At 70.7% G+C, this 19150-nt stretch carries 16 protein-coding genes; 11 read left to right on the plus strand and 5 right to left on the minus strand.

Annotated elements, in window-relative coordinates; all coding sequences use genetic code 11:
- The first annotated feature begins 68 nt into the window (after nucleotides 1–68).
- Nucleotides 69–3194, plus strand: a complete 3126-nt coding sequence (locus IE106_RS19445; RefSeq protein WP_189535709.1) for an efflux RND transporter permease subunit — start codon at nucleotides 69–71, stop codon at nucleotides 3192–3194.
- Between the two features lie 81 nt (nucleotides 3195–3275).
- Here the strand turns inward: IE106_RS19445 and nadA are convergent, their stop codons facing one another.
- Nucleotides 3276–4454, minus strand: coding sequence for a quinolinate synthase NadA (gene nadA, locus IE106_RS19450; protein ID WP_189535711.1), 1179 nt, complete (start codon nucleotides 4452–4454; stop codon nucleotides 3276–3278).
- Nucleotides 4455–4698: 244 nt separating this feature from the next.
- Here nadA and IE106_RS19455 point away from each other — a divergent pair, with 244 nt between their 5' ends.
- Nucleotides 4699–5055 carry an iron-sulfur cluster assembly accessory protein gene (locus tag IE106_RS19455; RefSeq protein WP_189535713.1) on the plus strand — a complete coding sequence of 119 codons (357 nt, stop codon included), beginning with the start codon at nucleotides 4699–4701 and terminating at the stop codon, nucleotides 5053–5055.
- A 78-nt stretch (nucleotides 5056–5133) separates the two neighbouring features.
- Here IE106_RS19455 and IE106_RS19460 read toward each other — a convergent pair whose 3' ends face one another.
- Entirely contained in the window at nucleotides 5134–6555 is a 1422-nt protein-coding gene (locus tag IE106_RS19460) for a hypothetical protein (protein WP_189535715.1), read from the minus strand.
- Between the two features lie 106 nt (nucleotides 6556–6661).
- Nucleotides 6662–6868: a hypothetical protein gene (locus tag IE106_RS19465; RefSeq protein ID WP_189535717.1), complete on the minus strand. Its 207-nt coding sequence runs from the start codon at nucleotides 6866–6868 to the stop codon at nucleotides 6662–6664.
- Between the two features lie 129 nt (nucleotides 6869–6997).
- On the opposite strand from IE106_RS19465, the gene IE106_RS19470 reads away from it, so the two are divergent.
- A complete protein-coding gene (locus IE106_RS19470; RefSeq protein ID WP_189535718.1) occupies nucleotides 6998–7972 on the plus strand; it encodes a carbohydrate kinase family protein in 975 nt (324 codons plus the stop codon).
- A gap of 9 nt (nucleotides 7973–7981) precedes the next feature.
- Here the strand turns inward: IE106_RS19470 and IE106_RS19475 are convergent, their stop codons facing one another.
- The gene (locus IE106_RS19475) at nucleotides 7982–9367 is read right to left on the minus strand and encodes a cysteine desulfurase/sulfurtransferase TusA family protein (protein WP_189535720.1); all 1386 of its coding nucleotides are present in this window, start codon (nucleotides 9365–9367) and stop codon (nucleotides 7982–7984) included.
- A gap of 234 nt (nucleotides 9368–9601) precedes the next feature.
- Here IE106_RS19475 and ctaC point away from each other — a divergent pair, with 234 nt between their 5' ends.
- From ctaC to IE106_RS19495, 4 genes are all read left to right on the plus strand, one after another.
- On the plus strand, nucleotides 9602–10570 hold the full coding sequence (gene ctaC / locus IE106_RS19480; RefSeq protein ID WP_189535722.1) for an aa3-type cytochrome oxidase subunit II: 969 nt from the start codon (nucleotides 9602–9604) through the stop codon (nucleotides 10568–10570).
- Nucleotides 10567–12315 (plus strand): aa3-type cytochrome oxidase subunit I, encoded by a 1749-nt coding sequence (gene ctaD, locus IE106_RS19485; RefSeq protein WP_189535724.1) that lies wholly within the window; start codon nucleotides 10567–10569, stop codon nucleotides 12313–12315. Before ctaC ends, ctaD begins: the two co-directional genes overlap by 4 nt.
- Nucleotides 12312–12710 carry a cytochrome c oxidase subunit 4 gene (locus tag IE106_RS19490; RefSeq protein ID WP_189535725.1) on the plus strand — a complete coding sequence of 133 codons (399 nt, stop codon included), beginning with the start codon at nucleotides 12312–12314 and terminating at the stop codon, nucleotides 12708–12710. The genes ctaD and IE106_RS19490 overlap by 4 nt, the downstream gene beginning before the upstream one ends.
- A gap of 108 nt (nucleotides 12711–12818) precedes the next feature.
- A complete protein-coding gene (locus IE106_RS19495; RefSeq protein ID WP_189535727.1) occupies nucleotides 12819–14066 on the plus strand; it encodes a L,D-transpeptidase in 1248 nt (415 codons plus the stop codon).
- 211 nt (nucleotides 14067–14277) lie between these two features.
- On the opposite strand, the gene IE106_RS19500 is transcribed toward IE106_RS19495, so the two are convergent.
- Nucleotides 14278–14679 carry a DNA-binding transcriptional response regulator gene (locus IE106_RS19500; RefSeq protein ID WP_189535730.1) on the minus strand — a complete coding sequence of 134 codons (402 nt, stop codon included), beginning with the start codon at nucleotides 14677–14679 and terminating at the stop codon, nucleotides 14278–14280.
- Nucleotides 14680–14881: 202 nt separating this feature from the next.
- Between IE106_RS19500 and ctaE the strand changes: the two genes are divergently transcribed.
- The 4 genes from ctaE (at nucleotide 14882) to qcrB (ending at nucleotide 19043) form a co-directional block, all read left to right on the plus strand.
- Complete coding sequence (ctaE, locus tag IE106_RS19505; protein WP_189535732.1) at nucleotides 14882–15502, plus strand: aa3-type cytochrome oxidase subunit III; 621 nt, start codon at nucleotides 14882–14884, stop codon at nucleotides 15500–15502.
- A gap of 63 nt (nucleotides 15503–15565) precedes the next feature.
- Entirely contained in the window at nucleotides 15566–16375 is an 810-nt protein-coding gene (gene qcrC, locus IE106_RS19510; protein WP_189535734.1) for a cytochrome bc1 complex diheme cytochrome c subunit, read from the plus strand.
- Nucleotides 16372–17421, plus strand: a complete 1050-nt coding sequence (gene qcrA / locus IE106_RS19515; protein WP_189535736.1) for a cytochrome bc1 complex Rieske iron-sulfur subunit — start codon at nucleotides 16372–16374, stop codon at nucleotides 17419–17421. Before qcrC ends, qcrA begins: the two co-directional genes overlap by 4 nt.
- Nucleotides 17418–19043: a cytochrome bc1 complex cytochrome b subunit gene (qcrB, locus tag IE106_RS19520; RefSeq protein WP_189535737.1), complete on the plus strand. Its 1626-nt coding sequence runs from the start codon at nucleotides 17418–17420 to the stop codon at nucleotides 19041–19043. The genes qcrA and qcrB overlap by 4 nt, the downstream gene beginning before the upstream one ends.
- Nucleotides 19044–19150: the final 107 nt, after the last annotated feature.

The following is a 19150-nucleotide window of genomic DNA, read 5'->3' on the forward strand; positions in this document are numbered from 1 at the left end:
ATGGCGGATGGTGTGGGGGACCGCTCCACCACGCCGAGCCACTCCGCGGAAGAGAGACCCGAGACGCCATGTCCTGGCTGTCCAGACTCAGCCTCACCCAGCGGGCCCTGACGGGCCTGATGTCGATCATCGCGATCGTCTTCGGCACGATCGCGATACCCCAGCTCAAGCAGCAGCTCCTGCCGTCCATCGAACTCCCCATGGTCTCGGTCGTCGCGCCGTACCAGGGGGCCTCGCCCGACGTGGTCGAGAAGCAGGTCGTCGAACCCGTCGAGAGCGCCCTCGACGCCGTCGACGGCATCAAGGGCGTCACCTCCACGGCCAGCGAGGGCAACGCCCTGATCATGGCCACCTTCGACTACGGCGACGAGTCCACCAAGCAGCTCGTCGCCGACGTCCAGCAGGCCGTGAACCGGGCCCGCGCCCTGCTGCCCGAAGGCGTCGACCCGCAGGTGGTCGCCGGTTCGACGGACGACATCCCGACCGTCGTCCTCGCCGCCTCGTCCTCCGGCAAGGACCAGCAGGCCCTCGCCGACCTGCTGGAGCGGACGGTCGTCCCGGCCCTGGAGGGCATCGACGGCGTCGGCCAGGTCTCCGTCAGCGGCGTCCAGGACGTCCAGGTCTCCGTCACCCCCGACGACCGCAAGCTCGCCGCGGCCGGCCTGACGACCCCGCAGCTCGCGGACGCGCTCAGGTCGGGCGGCGCGACCGTCCCGGCGGGCTCGTTCGCGGAGGCCGGCAAGAGCCGCACCGTGCAGGTCGGCGGCGGCTTCACCTCGCTGCGGCAGATCGAGGAGCTGCGCATCCCGCCGGCCGCCCCCGGCAAGGGCAGGGCGGTCCGCCTCGGCGACGTCGCCACGGTCGAGCAGGAGGAGGCCGCCCGGACCTCCCTGACCCGGACGAACGGCCGGCCGAGCCTCGCCGTGATGGCGACCATGGACCAGGACGGCAGCGCCGTGGCCATCTCCGAGGCCGTCGCGGAGAAGCTGCCGGAGCTGCGGCGCGACCTGGGCGCGGGCGCCGAGCTGACGGTCGTCTCCGACCAGGGACCGGCGGTCGCGAAGTCGATCTCCGGCCTCACCACGGAGGGCGCGCTCGGCCTGGTCTTCGCGGTCCTCGTCATCCTGGTGTTCCTGGCGTCGATCCGGTCGACGCTGGTGACGGCGGTGTCCATCCCGCTGTCCGTCGTCCTCGCGCTGCTCGTGCTGTGGACCCGCGACCTGTCGCTGAACATGCTGACGCTGGGCGCGCTGACCATCGCCATCGGCCGCGTCGTCGACGACTCGATCGTCGTCCTGGAGAACATCAAGCGGCACCTGGGGTACGGCGAGGAGCGGCAGGCGGCGATCCTCACCGCGGTGCGCGAGGTGGCGGGCGCCGTCACGTCCTCGACGCTCACCACCGTCGCCGTGTTCCTGCCGATCGGGCTGGTCGGCGGCATGGTGGGCGAGCTGTTCGGGTCGTTCTCGCTGACCGTCACCGCGGCCCTGCTGGCGTCGCTGCTGGTGTCGCTGACCGTGGTGCCGGTCCTGTCGTACTGGTTCCTGCGCGCCCCCAGGGGCACGTCGGCCGACCCCGGGGAGGCGCGCCGCGCCGCCGAGGAGAAGGAGGCCCGCAGCCGCCTGCAGCGGATGTACGTGCCGGTGCTGCGGTTCGCGACCCGGCGCCGCCTCACCAGCCTGGCCATCGCGGTCGTCGTCCTGCTCGGCACGTTCGGCATGGCGCCCCTGCTGAAGACGAACTTCTTCGACCAGGGCGAGCAGACCGTGCTGTCGGTGAAGCAGAAGCTGCCGCCGGGCACCAGCCTGGACGCGATGGACGCGGCGGCGAGGAAGGTCGAGAAGGTCCTGGCGGCGGCCGACGGGGTCGAGGACTACCAGGTGACGGTCGGCTCGTCCGGCTTCATGGCCGCCTTCGGCGGCGGCACGGGCGCCAACCAGGCGTCGTACCAGGTGAAGCTGGCGGAGTCGGCGTCGTCCGAGGAGGTTCGCGACCGGATCGACGAGGAGCTGGGCAGGCTCGACGGCGTCGGCGACACGACCATCGCCGCCGGCGACGGCTTCGCCAACCAGGACCTGAGCGTCGTCGTCAAGGCGTCCGACGCGAAGACCCTGCGCGAGGCGGCGGAGACCGTGCGCGCGGAGGTGGCCGAGCTGGACGACGTCACCGACGTCCAGAGCGACCTGGCCCAGTCGGTGCCGCGGATCTCGGTCCGGGCCACCGCGAAGGCGGCGGACGCCGGGTTCGGCGACGCGGCGCTCGGCATGGCCGTCGCCCAGGCGGTCCGCGGCACCCCGGCCGGCACGGCGGTCCTGGACGACACCGAGCGGGACGTGGTGATCACCTCCGCCGACCCGGCCCGTACCCTCGACGAGCTGCGGCGGCTGCCGCTCGGCCCGGTCAGGCTGGGTGACGTCGCCGACGTACGGCTGGTCCCCGGCCCGGTCTCGATGACCCGGATCGACGGCTCGCGGGCCGCGACGATCACGGCGAAGCCGACCGGCGACAACACGGGCGCGGTGAGCGCCGAACTCCGGACGAGGATCGGCGCCCTGGACCTGCCGGACGGCGCGACCGCTTCCGTCGGCGGCGTCTCGGAGGACCAGGAGGAGGCGTTCGCCAACCTGGGCCTGGCCATGCTCGCGGCCATCGCGATCGTGTTCCTGCTGCTGGTGGCGACGTTCCGCAGCCTGGTCCAGCCGCTGATCCTGCTGGTCTCCGTCCCGTTCGCGGCGACCGGCGCGATCGGCCTGCTGATCGCCACGGACACGGCGATGGGCGTCCCGGCGATGATCGGCCTGCTGATGCTGATCGGCATCGTGGTGACGAACGCGATCGTGCTGATCGACCTGGTCAACCAGTACCGGGCACAGGGCCTCGGCGTGGTCGAGGCGGTCGTCGAGGGCGGCCGCCACCGCCTGCGCCCGATCCTGATGACGGCGCTGGCCACGATCTGCGCCCTGGTCCCGATGGCCCTCGGCATCACGGGCGAGGGCGGCTTCATCGCCCAGCCCCTGGCGGTCGTGGTGATCGGCGGCCTGATCACCTCGACGCTCCTGACGCTGCTCCTGGTGCCCACGCTGTACGCGATGGTGGAGCTGCGCAAGGAGCGCCGGGCCGCGAAGCGCGCGGCGAGGAGGGCGGCCGCCGACGGCTCCCCGGCCGCCGAGCCGGAGACGGCCGGGGCGAAGTAGCCCCGCGGCGAGCGGCACGGGCACGAGAGGGGCGCCCCCCGGTCGACGGGGGGCGCCCCTCGGGCGTGTGCGCCGCGCGGGTTACGGCAGGGCCAGCATCCGCTCGAGCGCCAGCTTGGCGAAGCTCTCCGTCTCGCGGTCGACCTGGATCCGGTTGACCAGGTTGCCCTCCGCGAGCGACTCCAGCGCCCACACCAGGTGCGGCAGGTCGATCCGGTTCATGGTGGAGCAGAAGCAGACGGTCCGGTCGAGGAAGACGATCTCCTTGCCCTCGTCCGCGAACCGGTTCGCGAGCCGCCGCACCAGGTTCAGCTCCGTGCCGATGGCCCACTTCGACCCGGCGGGCGCCGCCTCCAGGGTCTTGATGATGTACTCGGTCGAGCCCACGTGGTCGGCGGCGGCGACGACCTCGTGCCGGCACTCCGGGTGCACCAGCACGTTGACGCCCGGGATGCGCTCGCGGACCTCGTTGACCGAGTCCAGCGAGAACCGGCCGTGCACGGAGCAGTGGCCGCGCCACAGGATCATCTTCGCGTCGCGCAGCTGCTCGGCGGTCAGCCCGCCGTTCGGCTTGTGCGGGTTGTAGACGACGCAGTCGTCGAGGGACATGCCCATGTCGCGGACGGCGGTGTTGCGGCCGAGGTGCTGGTCGGGCAGGAAGAGGACCTTCTCGCCCTGCTCGAAGGCCCAGTTCAGGGCGCGCTCGGCGTTGGACGAGGTGCAGATCGTGCCGCCGTGCTTGCCGGTGAACGCCTTGATGTCGGCGGAGGAGTTCATGTACGAGACCGGCACGGTCACGTCCGCGACGCCCGCCTCCGTCAGCACGTCCCAGCACTCGGCGACCTGCTCGGCGGTGGCCATGTCGGCCATGGAGCAGCCCGCGGCCAGGTCCGGCAGCACGACCTTCTGGTCGTCGCCGGTCAGGATGTCCGCCGACTCCGCCATGAAGTGCACGCCGCAGAAGACGATGTACTCCGCCTCGGGCCGGGCGGCAGCGTCCCGGGCGAGCTTGAAGGAGTCGCCCGTGACGTCCGCGAACTGGATGACCTCGTCGCGCTGGTAGTGGTGGCCGAGGACGAAGACCTTGTCCCCGAGCTTCGCCTTGGCGGCGCGGGCGCGCTCCACCAGGTCCGGGTCGGACGGCGAGGGGAGGTCGCCGGGGCACTCGACGCCCCGCTCGCTCTTGGGGTCGGCCTCGCGGCCGAGCAACAGCAGGGCGAGCGGCGTCGGCTGGACATCCAGGGGCTGGGCGGTGGTCACGTCACGCACCCTTTCTACTGAGCCTTTTCGTCTAATTGACGCTATCTATCATAACTGGTTCACGTCACTTTGACGATGTCCATAGTGTCGATGTGACGAATTCGCTCTCCACAGGCCGGTGCTTGCGCGGACGGCGGTGTGCGAGCATGAAAGGGAAGGACCGGGCGCGGCCCGGAATGAATCGGCGACCCCGCCGGTTGCAACCGTCGGCAAGCAGTCTCCGAACAACCCGGGAGAGAAGCAGATGTCCGTATCGGACGAGAAGACCACTGTCAGTGACGGCATCATCCTGTCGGACGCCGCCGCGGCCAAGGTCAAGGCCCTGCTCGACCAGGAAGGCCGCGACGACCTGGCGCTCCGCGTCGCCGTTCAGCCGGGTGGCTGCTCCGGTCTGCGCTACCAGCTCTTCTTCGACGAGCGCTCGCTCGACGGCGATGTCGTCAAGGACTTCGGTGGCGTGAAGGTCGTCACCGACCGCATGAGCGCCCCGTACCTCGGCGGCGCCTCCATCGACTTCGTCGACACGATCGAGAAGCAGGGCTTCACGATCGACAACCCGAACGCCACGGGTTCCTGCGCCTGCGGCGACTCCTTCAGCTGATCCGCTGACGGCTCTCCCGTCCGCGACGAAGGCGGCGGCCCCCGGACCCGAAGGTCCGGGGGCCGCCGCCTTCCCGCGTCACCCCGCGGCGCGGCCCCGGGGCACCTGCCTGCCGGTCACGGCGTCCACCACGGCCCGGTCGCCGACCGGTTCCGCCAGGGTGACCGTTGCGTCCACCGGCAGCGCGATCGCGGGGCACATCACCCTCGGCCCGCCGGGGATCTCGAACAGCCGCAGCCGCACCTGCGTGGCGGTCTCCTGCACCCGCACCAGGTACGGGTTGCACGCCCCGCCGGTGAACGAAACCCGCAGCCGCAGGTCCCGCGGCGTGTACGGCTCGACGTGCAGCTGCGAGGACCCCGCCTCCGGGAAGAGCCGCTCCAGCGGCACCGCCGGATAGCTGAACCGGTGGGCCCGCCCGTCGCGCTCGCCCTCGAACAGCCAGGACGGGACCAGCGCCGCCCCGGTCCGCCCCGCCGACGCCGACAGCCCCAGCACGGCCGTGCGGATGGTGGTCACCGGCTCCTTCGCGGGCTTGGGCAGGTCCGTGCGCGGCTCGCACGGCCCGCTCGGGTCCGCCCCGGTCCGGTCGGTCGTCTGCGCGCCGGCCCCGTCCAGCGGGACGGGCGACGCGCAGCCGCCGGTGCCGCCCCTCGGCCAGTCCGCCCGGACGGTCGCGTTCAGCTCCCGCACCGCCTGCTCGGCGCTGATCACCGGGTACGCGTCGCCCCGCACGAGGGTGGCCAGCCGCCCCTCCGCGACGGCCACGCCCCCGCCGGCGTCCACGGTGAACACCGTCTCCCACAGCCGGGTCGGCAGCCCGCCGACCCGCGGGTCGGCGGTCACCAGGCGCAGCGGGCCCTGGGTGCTCGTGGTCACCTCGGCGCCCGTGAGGCCGAGCGCCTCCACCAGCGGCGCGGCGGCCCGCCGCGCGGCCTCGTCGCTCACCGGCCGGTCGGTCGGCTCCGCCTCGCACCGCTTGCCCTTGGGGCAGTCGTCGGTGGTCAGGCCCCGCGCCTCGTACCGCCAGTCACCCGTCTCGTACACGGTGAGCGTGGGCCCCGAACCGTCCTGCTGGGGGCCGACGCGCCACCCGATGGGGCCCTTCACCGGCGTGCCCGCGAAGCCCAGCGCCTTCGCCAGCCGGGCCGCGTCCGCCGCCGTGACCTTCCCCTGCTCCCGGTAGGCGTACGCCGTCCCCGGCGCCTTCGGCAGTGCGCCCGCCACGCGGTACCGCTCGCCGCCGCTCGGGTCCGGCTCGCCCGGCGCGATGCCCGGGGCCGTACCGCCGGGGGAGGGCGACAGGGCGGGGCCCCCGCCGCGCCCGTCCGCCGGTACCCCGGTGCGGGACGCCGTGTCCACGCCCCCGCCGCCCGGCTGGGCCACCGCCAGGTAGGTGCCGCCCCCGGCCGCCAGCACCGCGGCCGCCACCAGGGCGACGGCGAGCGGCGGGCGCCGCCGGCCGGGCTTCTCGTTCGTGCTGGTCTCCGTCTCGCTCACCGCAACGCTCCTTCGTCGGTCCACGTCACCAGTCGTATCCCCGCCTGACGGGAGACACGGGTGGGACGGGCCGGACGGGCGAGCGGTTCCCTACGCCGTACGGGTGTCAGGCGCCGTATTCGGCGGTGGCGGCGATCAGCCGGACGGACGCGGGCTCCACCACCACCCCGTGGATCAGCGACGGCGGCACGGGCGCGGCCGCGGCCGCCGCGGGGACCGACCAGTGCGGCGCCATCCGCGCGGAGGCCCCGCGCAGCTCCGCCAGGGTGAACTCGGACTCCGGCCGCTCACGCGGCGTGATGTGGTTGGCCATACCGGCACCGTACGCACACCGTCCTCGACCGAGAAGACCTACTATCGGGTAGTTTTCCCTCTTCGCCACCCTCCCGTGACCCGGTAGCGTGAACCGTCCATGCTGTCTCCCCCGCAGGAGCACCCCGCCGTGCGTATCGCAGTCACCGGCTCCATCGCCACCGACCACCTCATGACCTTCCCCGGCCGATTCGCCGACCAACTCGTCGCCGATCAGCTGCACACGGTCTCCCTCTCCTTCCTCGTCGACAACCTCGACGTCCGCCGGGGAGGCGTCGGCGCGAACATCTGCTTCGGCATGGGGCAGCTGGGCACCCGCCCGATCCTCGTCGGCGCCGCCGGCTCCGACTTCCACGAGTACCGCGCCTGGCTCGACCGGCACGGCGTGGACACCGACTCCGTACGGATCTCCGAGGTCCTCCACACCGCCCGCTTCGTCTGCACCACCGACGCCGACCACAACCAGATCGGCTCGTTCTACACGGGCGCCATGAGCGAGGCCCGGCTCATCGAGCTCAAGGCCGTCGCCGACCGCGTCGGCGGCCTCGACCTGGTCCTCATCGGCGCCGACGACCCCGAGGCGATGCTCCGCCACACCGAGGAGTGCCGGACGCGCGGCATCCCCTTCGCCGCCGACTTCTCCCAGCAGATCGCCCGGATGGACGGCGAGGAGATCCGCACCCTCCTCGACGGGGCCACCTACCTCTTCTCCAACGAGTACGAGAAGGGCCTCATCGAGAACAAGACCGGCTGGACCGACGAGGAGATCCTCGGCCGCGTCGGCCACCGCGTCACCACCCTCGGAGCCCGCGGCGTGCGCATCGAGCGCGTCGGCGAACCCGCCGTCGAGGTGGCCTGCCCCGAGGAGGAGGCCAAGGTCGACCCGACCGGCGTCGGCGACGCCTTCCGCGCCGGCTTCCTGTCCGGCCTCTCCTGGGACGTCGGCCTGGAGCGCGCCGCCCAGGTCGGCTGCATGCTCGCCACGCTGGTCATCGAGACCCTCGGCACGCAGGAGTACACCCTGCGCCGCGCCCACTTCATGGAGCGCTTCGCCAAGACGTACGGCGACGAGGCCGCCGCCGAGGTCCGGTCCCGCATCGGGTGACCGGGCGCCTCACACGAGCCGGCGGACCACATGGGCCGCGCCCCGCTCCGCCGGCTCCTCGCCCACGTACTCCTGGCCCCGCATCCCGCACCACGCCGGGATGTCCAGCCGCGCGGCCGCGTCGTCCGCGAGCACCCGCACCGTCCCGCCGACCGGCACGTCGCCGATCACCTTCGCCAGTTCGATGACCGGCACCGGGCACCGCTTGCCCAGCGCGTCCACGACCGGCTCCCCGCCCCCGCCGGACGCCCCCGCCGCCCCGGCCACCGGCGCCCCGAGCCGCTCCCGCACCCCCGCCACCACCCCCGGCAGCACCTCCAGGAACCGCTCCACGTCCGCCTCCGCCACCCCCAGCGGGAGCGAGACCCGCACGTTCCCCTCCGACAGCACCCCCATCGCGTGCAGGACGTGGCTGGGCGTCAGCGTCGAACTCGTGCACGACGAGCCGGACGAGACCGAGAAACCGGACCGGTCCAGCTCGTGCAGCAGCGCCTCCCCGTCCACGTACAGGCAGGAGAACGTCACCAGGTGGGGCAGGCGCCGCACCGGGTCGCCCACCACCTCCACCTCCGGCACCGACTCCGCCACCCGCGTCCGGATCCGCCCCACCAGCCCCCGCAGCCGCTCCGCCTCCGCCGCCGCCTCGTCGCGCACGGCCCGCAGCGACGCCGCCGCCGCCACGATCGCCGGCAGGTTCGGGAACCCGGCCGACCGCCCCGACTCCCGCTCGTCCGCCGGCCCCCGCGCCGCGAACCGCACCCCCTTGCGCACCGCCAGCAGCCCGACCCCCGCCGGACCGCCCCACTTGTGGGCGCTCGCCGCCAGCAGCGACCAGTCCCCGTCCACCGGCCCCCACGCCAGCGACTGCGCCGCGTCCACCAGCAGCGGCACCCCCGCCGCCCGGCACGCCGCCGCCACCTCCGCCACCGGCTGCACCGTCCCCACCTCGTGGTTGGCGGACTGCAGGCACGCCAGCGCCGTGTCGTCGCGCAACGCCCCCGCGTACGCCTCCGGGTCCACCGCCCCGGACCGTTCCACCGGCACCCGCTCCACCGCCCCGCCCGCCGCCTCGTGCGCGTCCGCCGCGTGCAGCACCGACGAGTGCTCCACCGCCGACACCACCAGGTGCCGGCCCGCCCGGTGCCGCCCCGCGAGGGCGCCGGCGATGCCGGAGTGGACCGCGTGCGTCCCCGAAGGGGTGAAAGTCAGCTCGTCCGGGCGGCACCCCACGGCCTCCGCCGCGGCCTCCCGCGAGGCGTCCAGCAGCAGGCGGGCGCGCCGCCCCTCCCGGTACAGGCGCGCGGGATCGGCCCACCCCTCGTCGAGGGACGCCTGGAGCGCCTGACGGGCGACGGGGTGGAGGGGAGCGGAGGAAGCGACGTCGAAGTAGGCCACGTGGCAACGCTAACTCCGCGCCCCCGCGGGGCGGGGCGATGGGCCCGCGACCTGCGCCCACGACCCGAAAGAGGGGCCCGGCGGCGCGTTGGGCACCCTCCCCGCGCGACCCCGGATGGCGTCCAGTAGGGTTTGGTCCGCATAAACATCCAAACCCTGCCCGCGTCAGGGCGGCGACCGACCAGCGAGACGGCCGCAGCCGAGCCGCGGGCGAGACTCTCGGGAAGGCGCTACGTGAGTCCCAACGGCTCCGACCGCTCGTCGCGGCGCCCGATGCGGCGGAAGCTGCCGCAGGTGCTGACTGCGGGCCTGATCCTGGCTACCGCCTCCGGTTGCTCGTACAACTGGAAAGACTTCCCTCGCCTCGGCATGCCCACCCCGGTGACGGAAGAGGCCCCGCGGATCCTCTCCCTCTGGCAGGGCTCGTGGGCGGCAGCGCTCGCCACGGGCGTGCTCGTGTGGGGCCTGATCCTGTGGAGCGTCGTCTTCCACCGGCGCAGCCGCACCAAGGTCGAGGTTCCTCCGCAGACCCGGTACAACATGCCCATCGAGGCGCTGTACACGGTGACCCCGCTCATCATCGTCTCGGTGCTCTTCTACTTCACCGCGCGTGACGAGTCCAAGCTCCTCGCCCTCTCCGAAAAGCCGGCCCACACCATCAACGTGGTCGGCTACCAGTGGAGCTGGGGCTTCAACTACATCGAGAACGTGGACGGCAACGCCACCACGGGCGCCAAGCCCTCCCCGGAGCTCGGCGCCATTCCGGACAAGTGGCAGAAGCAGTTCCCCGCCGGTGCCGAGGGCGTCCACGACGCCGGCGTCCCGGGGACGCGGAACCCGCAGACCGGCAACCCGGGCCCGACGCTGTGGCTGCCGAAGGGCGAGAAGGTCCGGTTCGTCCTGACCTCCCGCGACGTGATCCACTCCTTCTGGGTGGTCCCGTTCCTGATGAAGCAGGACGTCATCCCGGGCCACACCAACGCCTTCGAGGTGACCCCGACGCAGGAGGGCACCTTCCTCGGCAAGTGCGCCGAGCTCTGCGGCGTCGACCACTCCCGGATGCTCTTCAACGTCAAGGTCGTCTCCCCGGAGCGCTACCAGCAGCACCTCAAGGAGCTGGCCGAGAAGGGGCAGACCGGCTACATCCCGTCGGGCATTCAGCAGACGGACCCGGCCAGGAATGCGGAGAAGAACCAACTGTGAGCATCCTCAACGATCCTCAGGGTGCCGCCACGGCAGCTGACGGCTCGAAGGAGCCGTACGAGAACGAGCTGCCCGTCCGGCGCAAGCAGCCCGGCAACGTCGTCGTGAAGTGGCTGACCACCACCGACCACAAGACGATCGGCACGCTCTACCTGGTCACCTCGTTCGTCTTCTTCTGCATCGGCGGTCTGCTGGCGCTGTTCATGCGCGCCGAACTGGCTCGTCCCGGCACGCAGATCATGTCGAACGAGCAGTTCAACCAGGCGTTCACGATGCACGGCACGATCATGCTGCTGATGTTCGCGACGCCGCTGTTCGCCGGATTCGCGAACTGGATCATGCCGCTGCAGATCGGCGCGCCCGACGTGGCGTTCCCGCGGCTGAACATGTTCGCCTACTGGCTCTACCTGTTCGGCTCGATCATCGCCGTGGCCGGCTTCCTCACCCCGCAGGGTGCCGCCGACTTCGGCTGGTTCGCCTACACCCCGCTGTCGGACGCCGTCCGCTCCCCGGGCGTCGGCGCCGACATGTGGATCATGGGCCTGGCCTTCTCCGGCTTCGGCACGATCCTCGGCTCGGTCAACTTCATCACCACGATCATCTGCATGCGTGCCCCCGGCATGACGATGTTCCGCATGCCGATCTTCACCTGGAACGTCCTGCTGACCGGTGTCCTGGTCCTGCTGGCCTTCCCGGTCCTGGCCGCGGCGCTCTTCGCGCTGGAGGCCGACCGCAAGTTCGGCTCGCACGTCTTCGACCCGGCCAACGGCGGTTCCCTGCTCTGGCAGCACCTCTTCTGGTTCTTCGGCCACCCGGAGGTGTACATCATCGCGCTGCCGTTCTTCGGCATCGTCTCCGAGATCATCCCGGTCTTCAGCCGCAAGCCGATGTTCGGTTACATCGGCCTCGTGGCCGCGACCATCGCGATCGCCGGCCTGTCGGTGACGGTGTGGGCGCACCACATGTACGTCACCGGTGGCGTGCTGCTGCCGTTCTTCTCCTTCATGACCTTCCTGATCGCGGTCCCGACCGGTGTGAAGTTCTTCAACTGGATCGGCACCATGTGGAAGGGCTCGCTGTCCTTCGAGACGCCGATGCTCTGGACGATCGGCTTCCTGGTCACCTTCACCTTCGGTGGCCTGACCGGTGTGATCCTGGCGTCGCCGCCGATGGACTTCCACGTCTCCGACTCGTACTTCGTCGTCGCGCACTTCCACTACGTCGTCTTCGGCACCGTGGTGTTCGCGATGTTCGCCGGGTTCCACTTCTGGTGGCCGAAGTTCACGGGCAAGATGCTGGACGAGCGCCTGGGCAAGATCACCTTCTGGACGCTGTTCATCGGCTTCCACGGCACCTTCCTCGTCCAGCACTGGCTGGGCGCCGAGGGCATGCCGCGCCGCTACGCCGACTACCTGGCCGCGGACGGCTTCACCGCGCTGAACACGATCTCCACGATCAGCTCGTTCCTGCTCGGCATGTCGATCCTGCCGTTCTTCTACAACGTCTGGAAGACCGCCAAGTACGGCAAGAAGATCGAGGTCGACGACCCGTGGGGCTACGGCCGGTCGCTGGAGTGGGCCACGTCCTGCCCGCCGCCGCGCCACAACTTCCTCACGCTTCCGCGCATCCGCTCGGAATCGCCGGCGTTCGACCTGCACCACCCTGAGATCACCGCGATCGACCAGCTCGAGAACCAGGGCCGCGAGGACACCGCGCTGGTCGGCGGCAAGGAGGCCGGCAAGTGAAGATCCAGGGCAAGATGTTCATCTGGCTGAGCTTCTTCATCCTGGCCATGGCCGTCCTGTACGGCCTGTGGTCGAAGGAGCCGGTCGGCACCACCGCGCTGTTCATGGCCTTCGGCCTGGCGATCATGGTCGGCTACTACCTGGCCTTCACGGCCCGGCGCGTGGACGCCATGGCGCAGGACGACAAGGAGGCCGACGTCGCGGACGAGGCCGGTGAGCTCGGCTTCTTCGCGCCGCACAGCTGGCAGCCGTTCTCCCTGGCCATCGGTGGCGCGTTCGCCTTCCTCGCGGTCGCCCTCGACTGGTGGCTGATGTTCTTCTCCCTGCCGATCATCCTGATCGGCATCTGGGGCTGGGTCTTCGAGTACTACCGCGGCGAGAACCAGAACCAGTAACCGCCCCGGCGGTGAAGGGACCCGGCGGCCTCCGGAAGGAGGCCGCCGGGTCCCTCTTTTGCACCCATCCGGCGTGCCGCGTTCGACAGCCGTTCCTACCGTGTGGTTATGAGCCACACGCCGAGTCTCCGCATCGCCCTCAGCTGCTCCCTGCTGGTCGCCGCCGCGGGTGCCGGCGTGGCCGGCTGCGGGGGACCGGACGGCCACCCGCTCTCCGCGCGGCCGTACGACGCCGCCCGGCAGGTCGCCTTCGAGGGGGTCCCCGAAGGCCGCGAGGTGCCCCTGGGCAAGCCCCTCACCGTCACCGCCGAGGACGGCGACGCCCGCATCACGGACGTCACCGCCGTCGACGAGGCGGGCCACTACCTGGCGGGCGAGCTCTCCGCCGACGGCAGCCGCTGGCGCTCCACCGCCCCGCTCGTCGCCGGCGCCCGCTACACCGTCAGGGTCGCCACGGAGAACGGCGACGGCGCCCCCGGCGCCCGTACGCTGACCTTCCAGACGGCGCGGGCCAAGAAGCTCCTGAAGGTGGATTTCGGGCCGGAGGCGGGCAAGTACGGCGTCGGACAGCCCCTCACGGCGACCCTCAGCGCCCCCGTCACCGGCAAGGAGGGCCGCGCGGCCGTCGAGCGCGCCCTGAAGGTCCGCTCCACCCCCACCGTCACCGGCGCCTGGCACTGGGTCGACGACAAGGAGCTCCACTTCCGGCCCCGGGAGTACTGGCCCGCCGGCGCCTCCGTCACCCTGACGAGCAACCTCGCCGGCGTCCACGTCGGCAACGGGTTCCACGGCACCGCCACCGCCCCGCTGCGGATCGACATCGGCGACCGCGTCGAGGCCGTCGCCGACGCCTCCACCCACCAGATGGTCGTCAAGCGCAACGGCGAAGTGATCAACACCATCCCGGTGACGACCGGCAAGCCCGGCTTCGCCACGCGCAACGGCGTCAAGGTGGTGCTGGAGAAGCAGGCGTTCGTCCGGATGCGCAGCACCACGGTCGGCATCGCCGAGGGCAGCAGCGAGGCGTACGACCTGCCCGTCCACTACGCCACCCGCGTCACCTGGAGCGGCGAGTACGTCCACGCCGCGCCCTGGTCGGTCGGCTCGCAGGGGTACGCCAACGTCAGCCACGGCTGCGTCGGGATGTCCACCGGCAACGCCGCCTGGTTCTTCGAGAACATCCGGCGCGGCGACATCGTCCGGGTCGTCAACAGCCAGGGCGAGGAGATGCCCCCGTTCGGCAACGGCTTCGGCGACTGGAACCTGCCCTGGGACCAGTGGCGCCAGGGCAGCGCCGTCCACGCCGGCACCCGCGAGGGCGCCCTCCCCGCCCGGCTGCGGCCCCAGCCGCTGTGACCGGGCCCGGGGCCGTACGGCGGGGGCGGCGGGGGGCCTAGGGAGTGTCTTCGAAGTAGCGTCGTCCGCCCGCAGGGCGGGCCGGGCGGCGTCTGGTGCGTGCGATCGCAAGGCGGAGGAGGGAGCCACTGCGGAGCATTGGCGACCGACGACAACGCGGCGAGCGTGCGTGCCAGACGCCGGCAGGCAGACGGGACTTCGAAGACACGACCTAAGCCTCCACGGCCAGGCGGCTGCGCAGGAGCGACGCCAGGGCCTCCGCCAGCTCCACCGGGTCCACCGGCAGCGTCACCGCCGCGTCGGCCCGGCTCCACGTCGCCAGCCACGCGTCCTGCGGCCGCCCGATCAGCAGCAGCACCGGCGGGCAGTCGAACACCTCGTCCTTGATCTGCCGGCACACGCCCATCCCGCCCGCCGGAACGGCCTCGCCGTCCAGCACGCACACGTCGACACCGCCCTCGCCCAGCTGTTCCAGGACCGCCGGCAGCGTCGCGCACTCGACGTACTCGACCGGGGGAACGTCGGCCGCGGGGCGCCGCCCGGCCGCCAGCCGCACCTGCGCGCGGGTGTTCGCGTCGTCGCTGTAGACCAGTACGGTGGCGCTGGACTGCATGGTTCCTCCGAGTTCGTAACGGGCAGTGCTCGGTAACCGATGCGGCGGATGCTACTCCGTCCCCCCGCCCGTCGACACCGGTCCGACACCGCTTCGGACGCACCTTCGCTGGGCCGTTCGGGTGGGCCCGCGACGCCCGCGGAGGGCCGGGACACTCCGAACGGCACCCCCCGGAGTGAGGGCGGGATAAGCGACCGACATAATGTCGGTCGTGGCGACAGCAACGACAGTAGACACCGGGCACGCGCACCCGTCGGTCAATCGACCGAACCTCACCAGCGTCGGAACCATCATCTGGCTGAGTTCCGAGCTGATGTTCTTCGCGGCCCTCTTCGCGATGTACTTCACCCTGCGATCGGTAACGGGTGCCGAATACTGGTCCGAGCAGGCGGGCCATCTGAACTTCCCGTTCTCGGCGACCAACACCACGATCCTGGTGCTCTCCTCCCTCACCTGCCAGCTCGGCGTCTTCGCCGCCGAGCGCGGTGACGTGAAGAAGCTGCGCGCCTGGTTCATCGTGACGTTCATCATGGGCGCGATCTTCATCGGCGGCCAGGTCCTCGAGTACACCGAGCTGGTCAAGGACGCGGGCATGTCCCTGTCCTCCGGCCCGTACGGTTCCGTGTTCTACCTGACCACGGGCTTCCACGGCCTCCACGTGACGGGTGGCCTCATTGCGTTCCTGCTGGTTCTCGGCCGGACGTACGCCGCGAGGCGGTTCACTCACGAGCAGGCAACCGCCGCCATCGTCGTGTCCTACTACTGGCACTTCGTCGATGTCGTCTGGATCGGCCTCTTCGCCACGATCTACATGATCAAGTAATCGGGCCCGGCCCGACACATCCAGCAAGCATCGACGCAGAAGATCCTGACACCGGGGTAATCCGTGAAAAAGCTCTCCGCACGACGACGCCATCCGCTGGCGGCGGTCGTCGTCCTACTTCTCGCGCTGGCGGCCACCGGGGGGCTGTACGCCGCGTTCGCGCCCGCGAGCACGGCACAGGCCGACGAGACCGCCCAGTCCCTCGCCATCGAGGAGGGCAAGAAGCTCTACACCGTCGGCTGCGCCAGCTGCCACGGCACCGGCGGTCAGGGCACCTCCGACGGCCCGTCCCTGGTGGGCGTGGGCTCCGCCGCCGTCGACTTCCAGGTCGGCACCGGCCGCATGCCCGCGCAGCAGCCGGGCGCCCAGGTCCCGCGGAAGAAGAACATCTACACGCAGGCCCAGATCGACCAGCTCGCGGCGTACATCGCGTCGCTCGGCGCCGGTCCGATCACCCCCACCGAGAAGCAGTACAGCGTGGAAGGCGCGGACGTCGCCAAGGGCGGCGAGCTCTTCCGCAACAACTGCGCCCAGTGCCACAACTTCACCGGTGAGGGTGGCGCGCTCACCAAGGGCAAGTACGCACCGAGCCTTGACGGCGTCAGCGAGAAGCACATCTACGAGGCCATGCAGACCGGCCCGCAGAACATGCCCGCCTTCCCCGACACGACGATGCCGGAGAAGGAGAAGAAGGACATCATCGCGTACATCAAGGCCGTGAACGGTGAGGAGACGCCGACCCCCGGCGGCTTCGCACTGGGCGGTCTGGGACCCGTCAGTGAGGGCCTGTTCGGCTGGATCTTCGGGCTGGGTTCGCTGATCGCTGTCGCCGTCTGGGTCGCGGCCCACACCGCTAAGGCCAAGAAGTCATGAGTAGCCAAGAGATTTCCGAAGAGAGCCTGCCGAGCGAGCAGGACACCGCGCACGGCAAGGCAGTAGCCGAGAGCCCGTTCGCCAACCCGGGGCTGCCGCCCCACAAGCCCCGCATCCAGGACATCGACGAGCGGGCGGCCAAGCGCTCGGAGCGCACGGTCGCCCTGCTGTTCACGATCTCGATGCTGGCCACGGTCGGCTTCATCGCCTCGTTCGTGATCTTCCCGGTCGACAAGATCGTGTACGTGTGGCCGCTCGGCCACGTGAGCGCGACCAACCTGTCGCTCGGCCTGACGCTGGGCATCGCCCTCTTCTGCATCGGCGCCGGCGCGGTCCACTGGGCCCGCACGCTGATGTCGGACGCGGAGGTCGCCGACGACCGTCACCCGATCGAGGCGGCGCCGGAGCTCAAGGCGAAGGTCATGGCCGACTTCGCCCAGGGTGCCCAGGAGTCCGCGCTGGGTCGGCGCAAGCTGATCCGCACCACCATGTTCGGCGCGCTGGCCATGGTGCCGCTCTCCGGTCTGGTGCTGCTGCGCGAGCTGGGCCCGATGCCGGAGAAGAAGCTCTTCCACACGTCGTGGGCCAAGGGCAAGCAGCTCATCAACATGAACACGATGCAGCCGCTGCGCCCCGAGGACGTCGCGGTGGGCTCGCTCACCTTCGCCATGCCGGAGGGCCTGAGCGAGGAGGACCACGACTTCAACAACAAGATCGCCAAGGATGCCCTGATGATCGTCCGGATCCAGCCGGCGGACATCAAGGACAAGCGCGAGCTCGAGTGGTCCTACGACGGCATCGTCGCGTTCTCCAAGATCTGCACCCACGTGGGCTGCCCGATCTCCCTGTACGAGCAGCAGACCCACCACGTCCTCTGCCCGTGTCACCAGTCCACCTTCGACCTGTCCGACGGCGCCCGCGTCATCTTCGGTCCTGCCGGTCACGCCCTTCCGCAGCTGCGGATCGGCGTCAACGGCAAGGGCAACCTCGAGGCGCTCGGCGACTTCGCGGAGCCGGTCGGTCCTGCATTCTGGGAGCGCGGATGAGTACCGCAAACGACACGAAGCGGAAGGCGCCCGCCGGTGAGCGGGTGGCCGACTGGGCGGACGGCCGTCTCGGGATCTACACCCTGGCCAAGTCCAACATGCGGAAGATCTTCCCGGACCACTGGTCCTTCATGCTGGGTGAGATCTGCCTCTACAGCTTCCTGATCATCATCCTCACGGGTGTGTATCTGACGCTGTTCTTCCACCCGAGCATGAACGAGGTCGTGTACCACGGCAGCTACGTGCCGATGCAGGGTGTCCGGATGACGGAGGCGTACGCCTCGACGCTGGACATCAGCTTCGACGTCCGCGGCGGCCTGCTGATCCGGCAGATCCACCACTGGGCCGCGGTGATCTTCCTCGCCGGCATGTTCGTGCACATGATGCGCGTCTTCTTCACCGGCGCGTTCCGCAAGCCGCGTGAGATCAACTGGCTGTTCGGCTTCCTGCTGTTCGTCCTGGGCATGTTCACCGGTTTCACCGGCTACTCGCTCCCGGACGACCTGCTCTCCGGCACCGGTGTGCGCTTCACGCAGGGCGCGATCCTGTCCATGCCGATCGTGGGCACGTACCTGTCGATGTTCATCTTCGGCGGCGAGTTCCCCGGCCACGACATGGTCGCCCGGTTCTACTCGATCCACATCCTGCTGCTGCCGGGCATCATGCTCGGCCTCGTGGTGGCCCACCTGATCCTGGTCTTCTACCACAAGCACACGCAGTTCGCGGGTCCCGGCCGGACCAACAAGAACGTGGTCGGCATGCCGTTCATGCCGGTCTACATGGCCAAGGCCGGCGGCTTCTTCTTCCTGGTCTTCGGTGTCATCGCGGCCATCGCCGGCATGTTCACCATCAACCCGGTGTGGGCGCTCGGCCCGTACCGCCCGGACCACGTGTCCACCGGCGCCCAGCCCGACTGGTACATGGGCTTCGCCGAGGGCCTCGTCCGCGCCATGCCGGGCTGGGAGATCACCGTGTGGGGCCACACGTTCGTCCTGGGCGTGCTCCTCCCGCTGGTCCTGTTCGGCGTGATGCTGGCCGCGATCGCCGCCTACCCGTTCATCGAGTCCTGGATCACCGGCGACAAGCGCGAGCACCACATCCTGGACCGCCCGCGCAACGCCCCGACGCGGACGGCGCTCGGCGTCGCCTGGATCACCGGCTACATGATCATGCTGATCGGCGGTGGCAACGACATCGTCGCCACCTACTTCCACCTGTCGATCAACGCGGTCACCTGGTTCGTCCGGATCTTCTTCTTCGTCGGACCGGTCCTCGCGTTCATCATCACCAAGCGGATCTGCCTGGGTCTCCAGCGCCGCGACCGCGACAAGGTGCTGCACGGCCGCGAGACCGGCATCATCAAGCGGCTGCCGCACGGTGAGTTCGTCGAGGTCCACGAGCCGCTCAGCCAGGCGCACCTGCACGCGCTCACCGCGCACGAGCAGTACGCCCCGGCCGAGATCGGCCCGACGGTCGACGAGAACGGCGTCGAGCGCAAGCCGACCGCCAAGGAGAAGCTCCGCTCGAAGCTCAGCAAGGGCTACTACGGCGAGGGGAACCAGATCCCCAAGGCCACGGTGGAGGAGTACAAGGAGATCAGCGCGGGCCACGGCCACCACTGATCACCTGACCGAAGGTCGCCACGGCGAGAGCCCCGTCCAATCATCGGACGGGGCTCTTTGCCGTCACCCGGGCTCGCTAGGCTGGAGCCGTCTATCCGTCACGGACC

Source organism: Streptomyces roseolilacinus (assembly GCF_014649335.1).
Taxonomy (GTDB): domain Bacteria; phylum Actinomycetota; class Actinomycetes; order Streptomycetales; family Streptomycetaceae; genus Streptomyces; species Streptomyces roseolilacinus.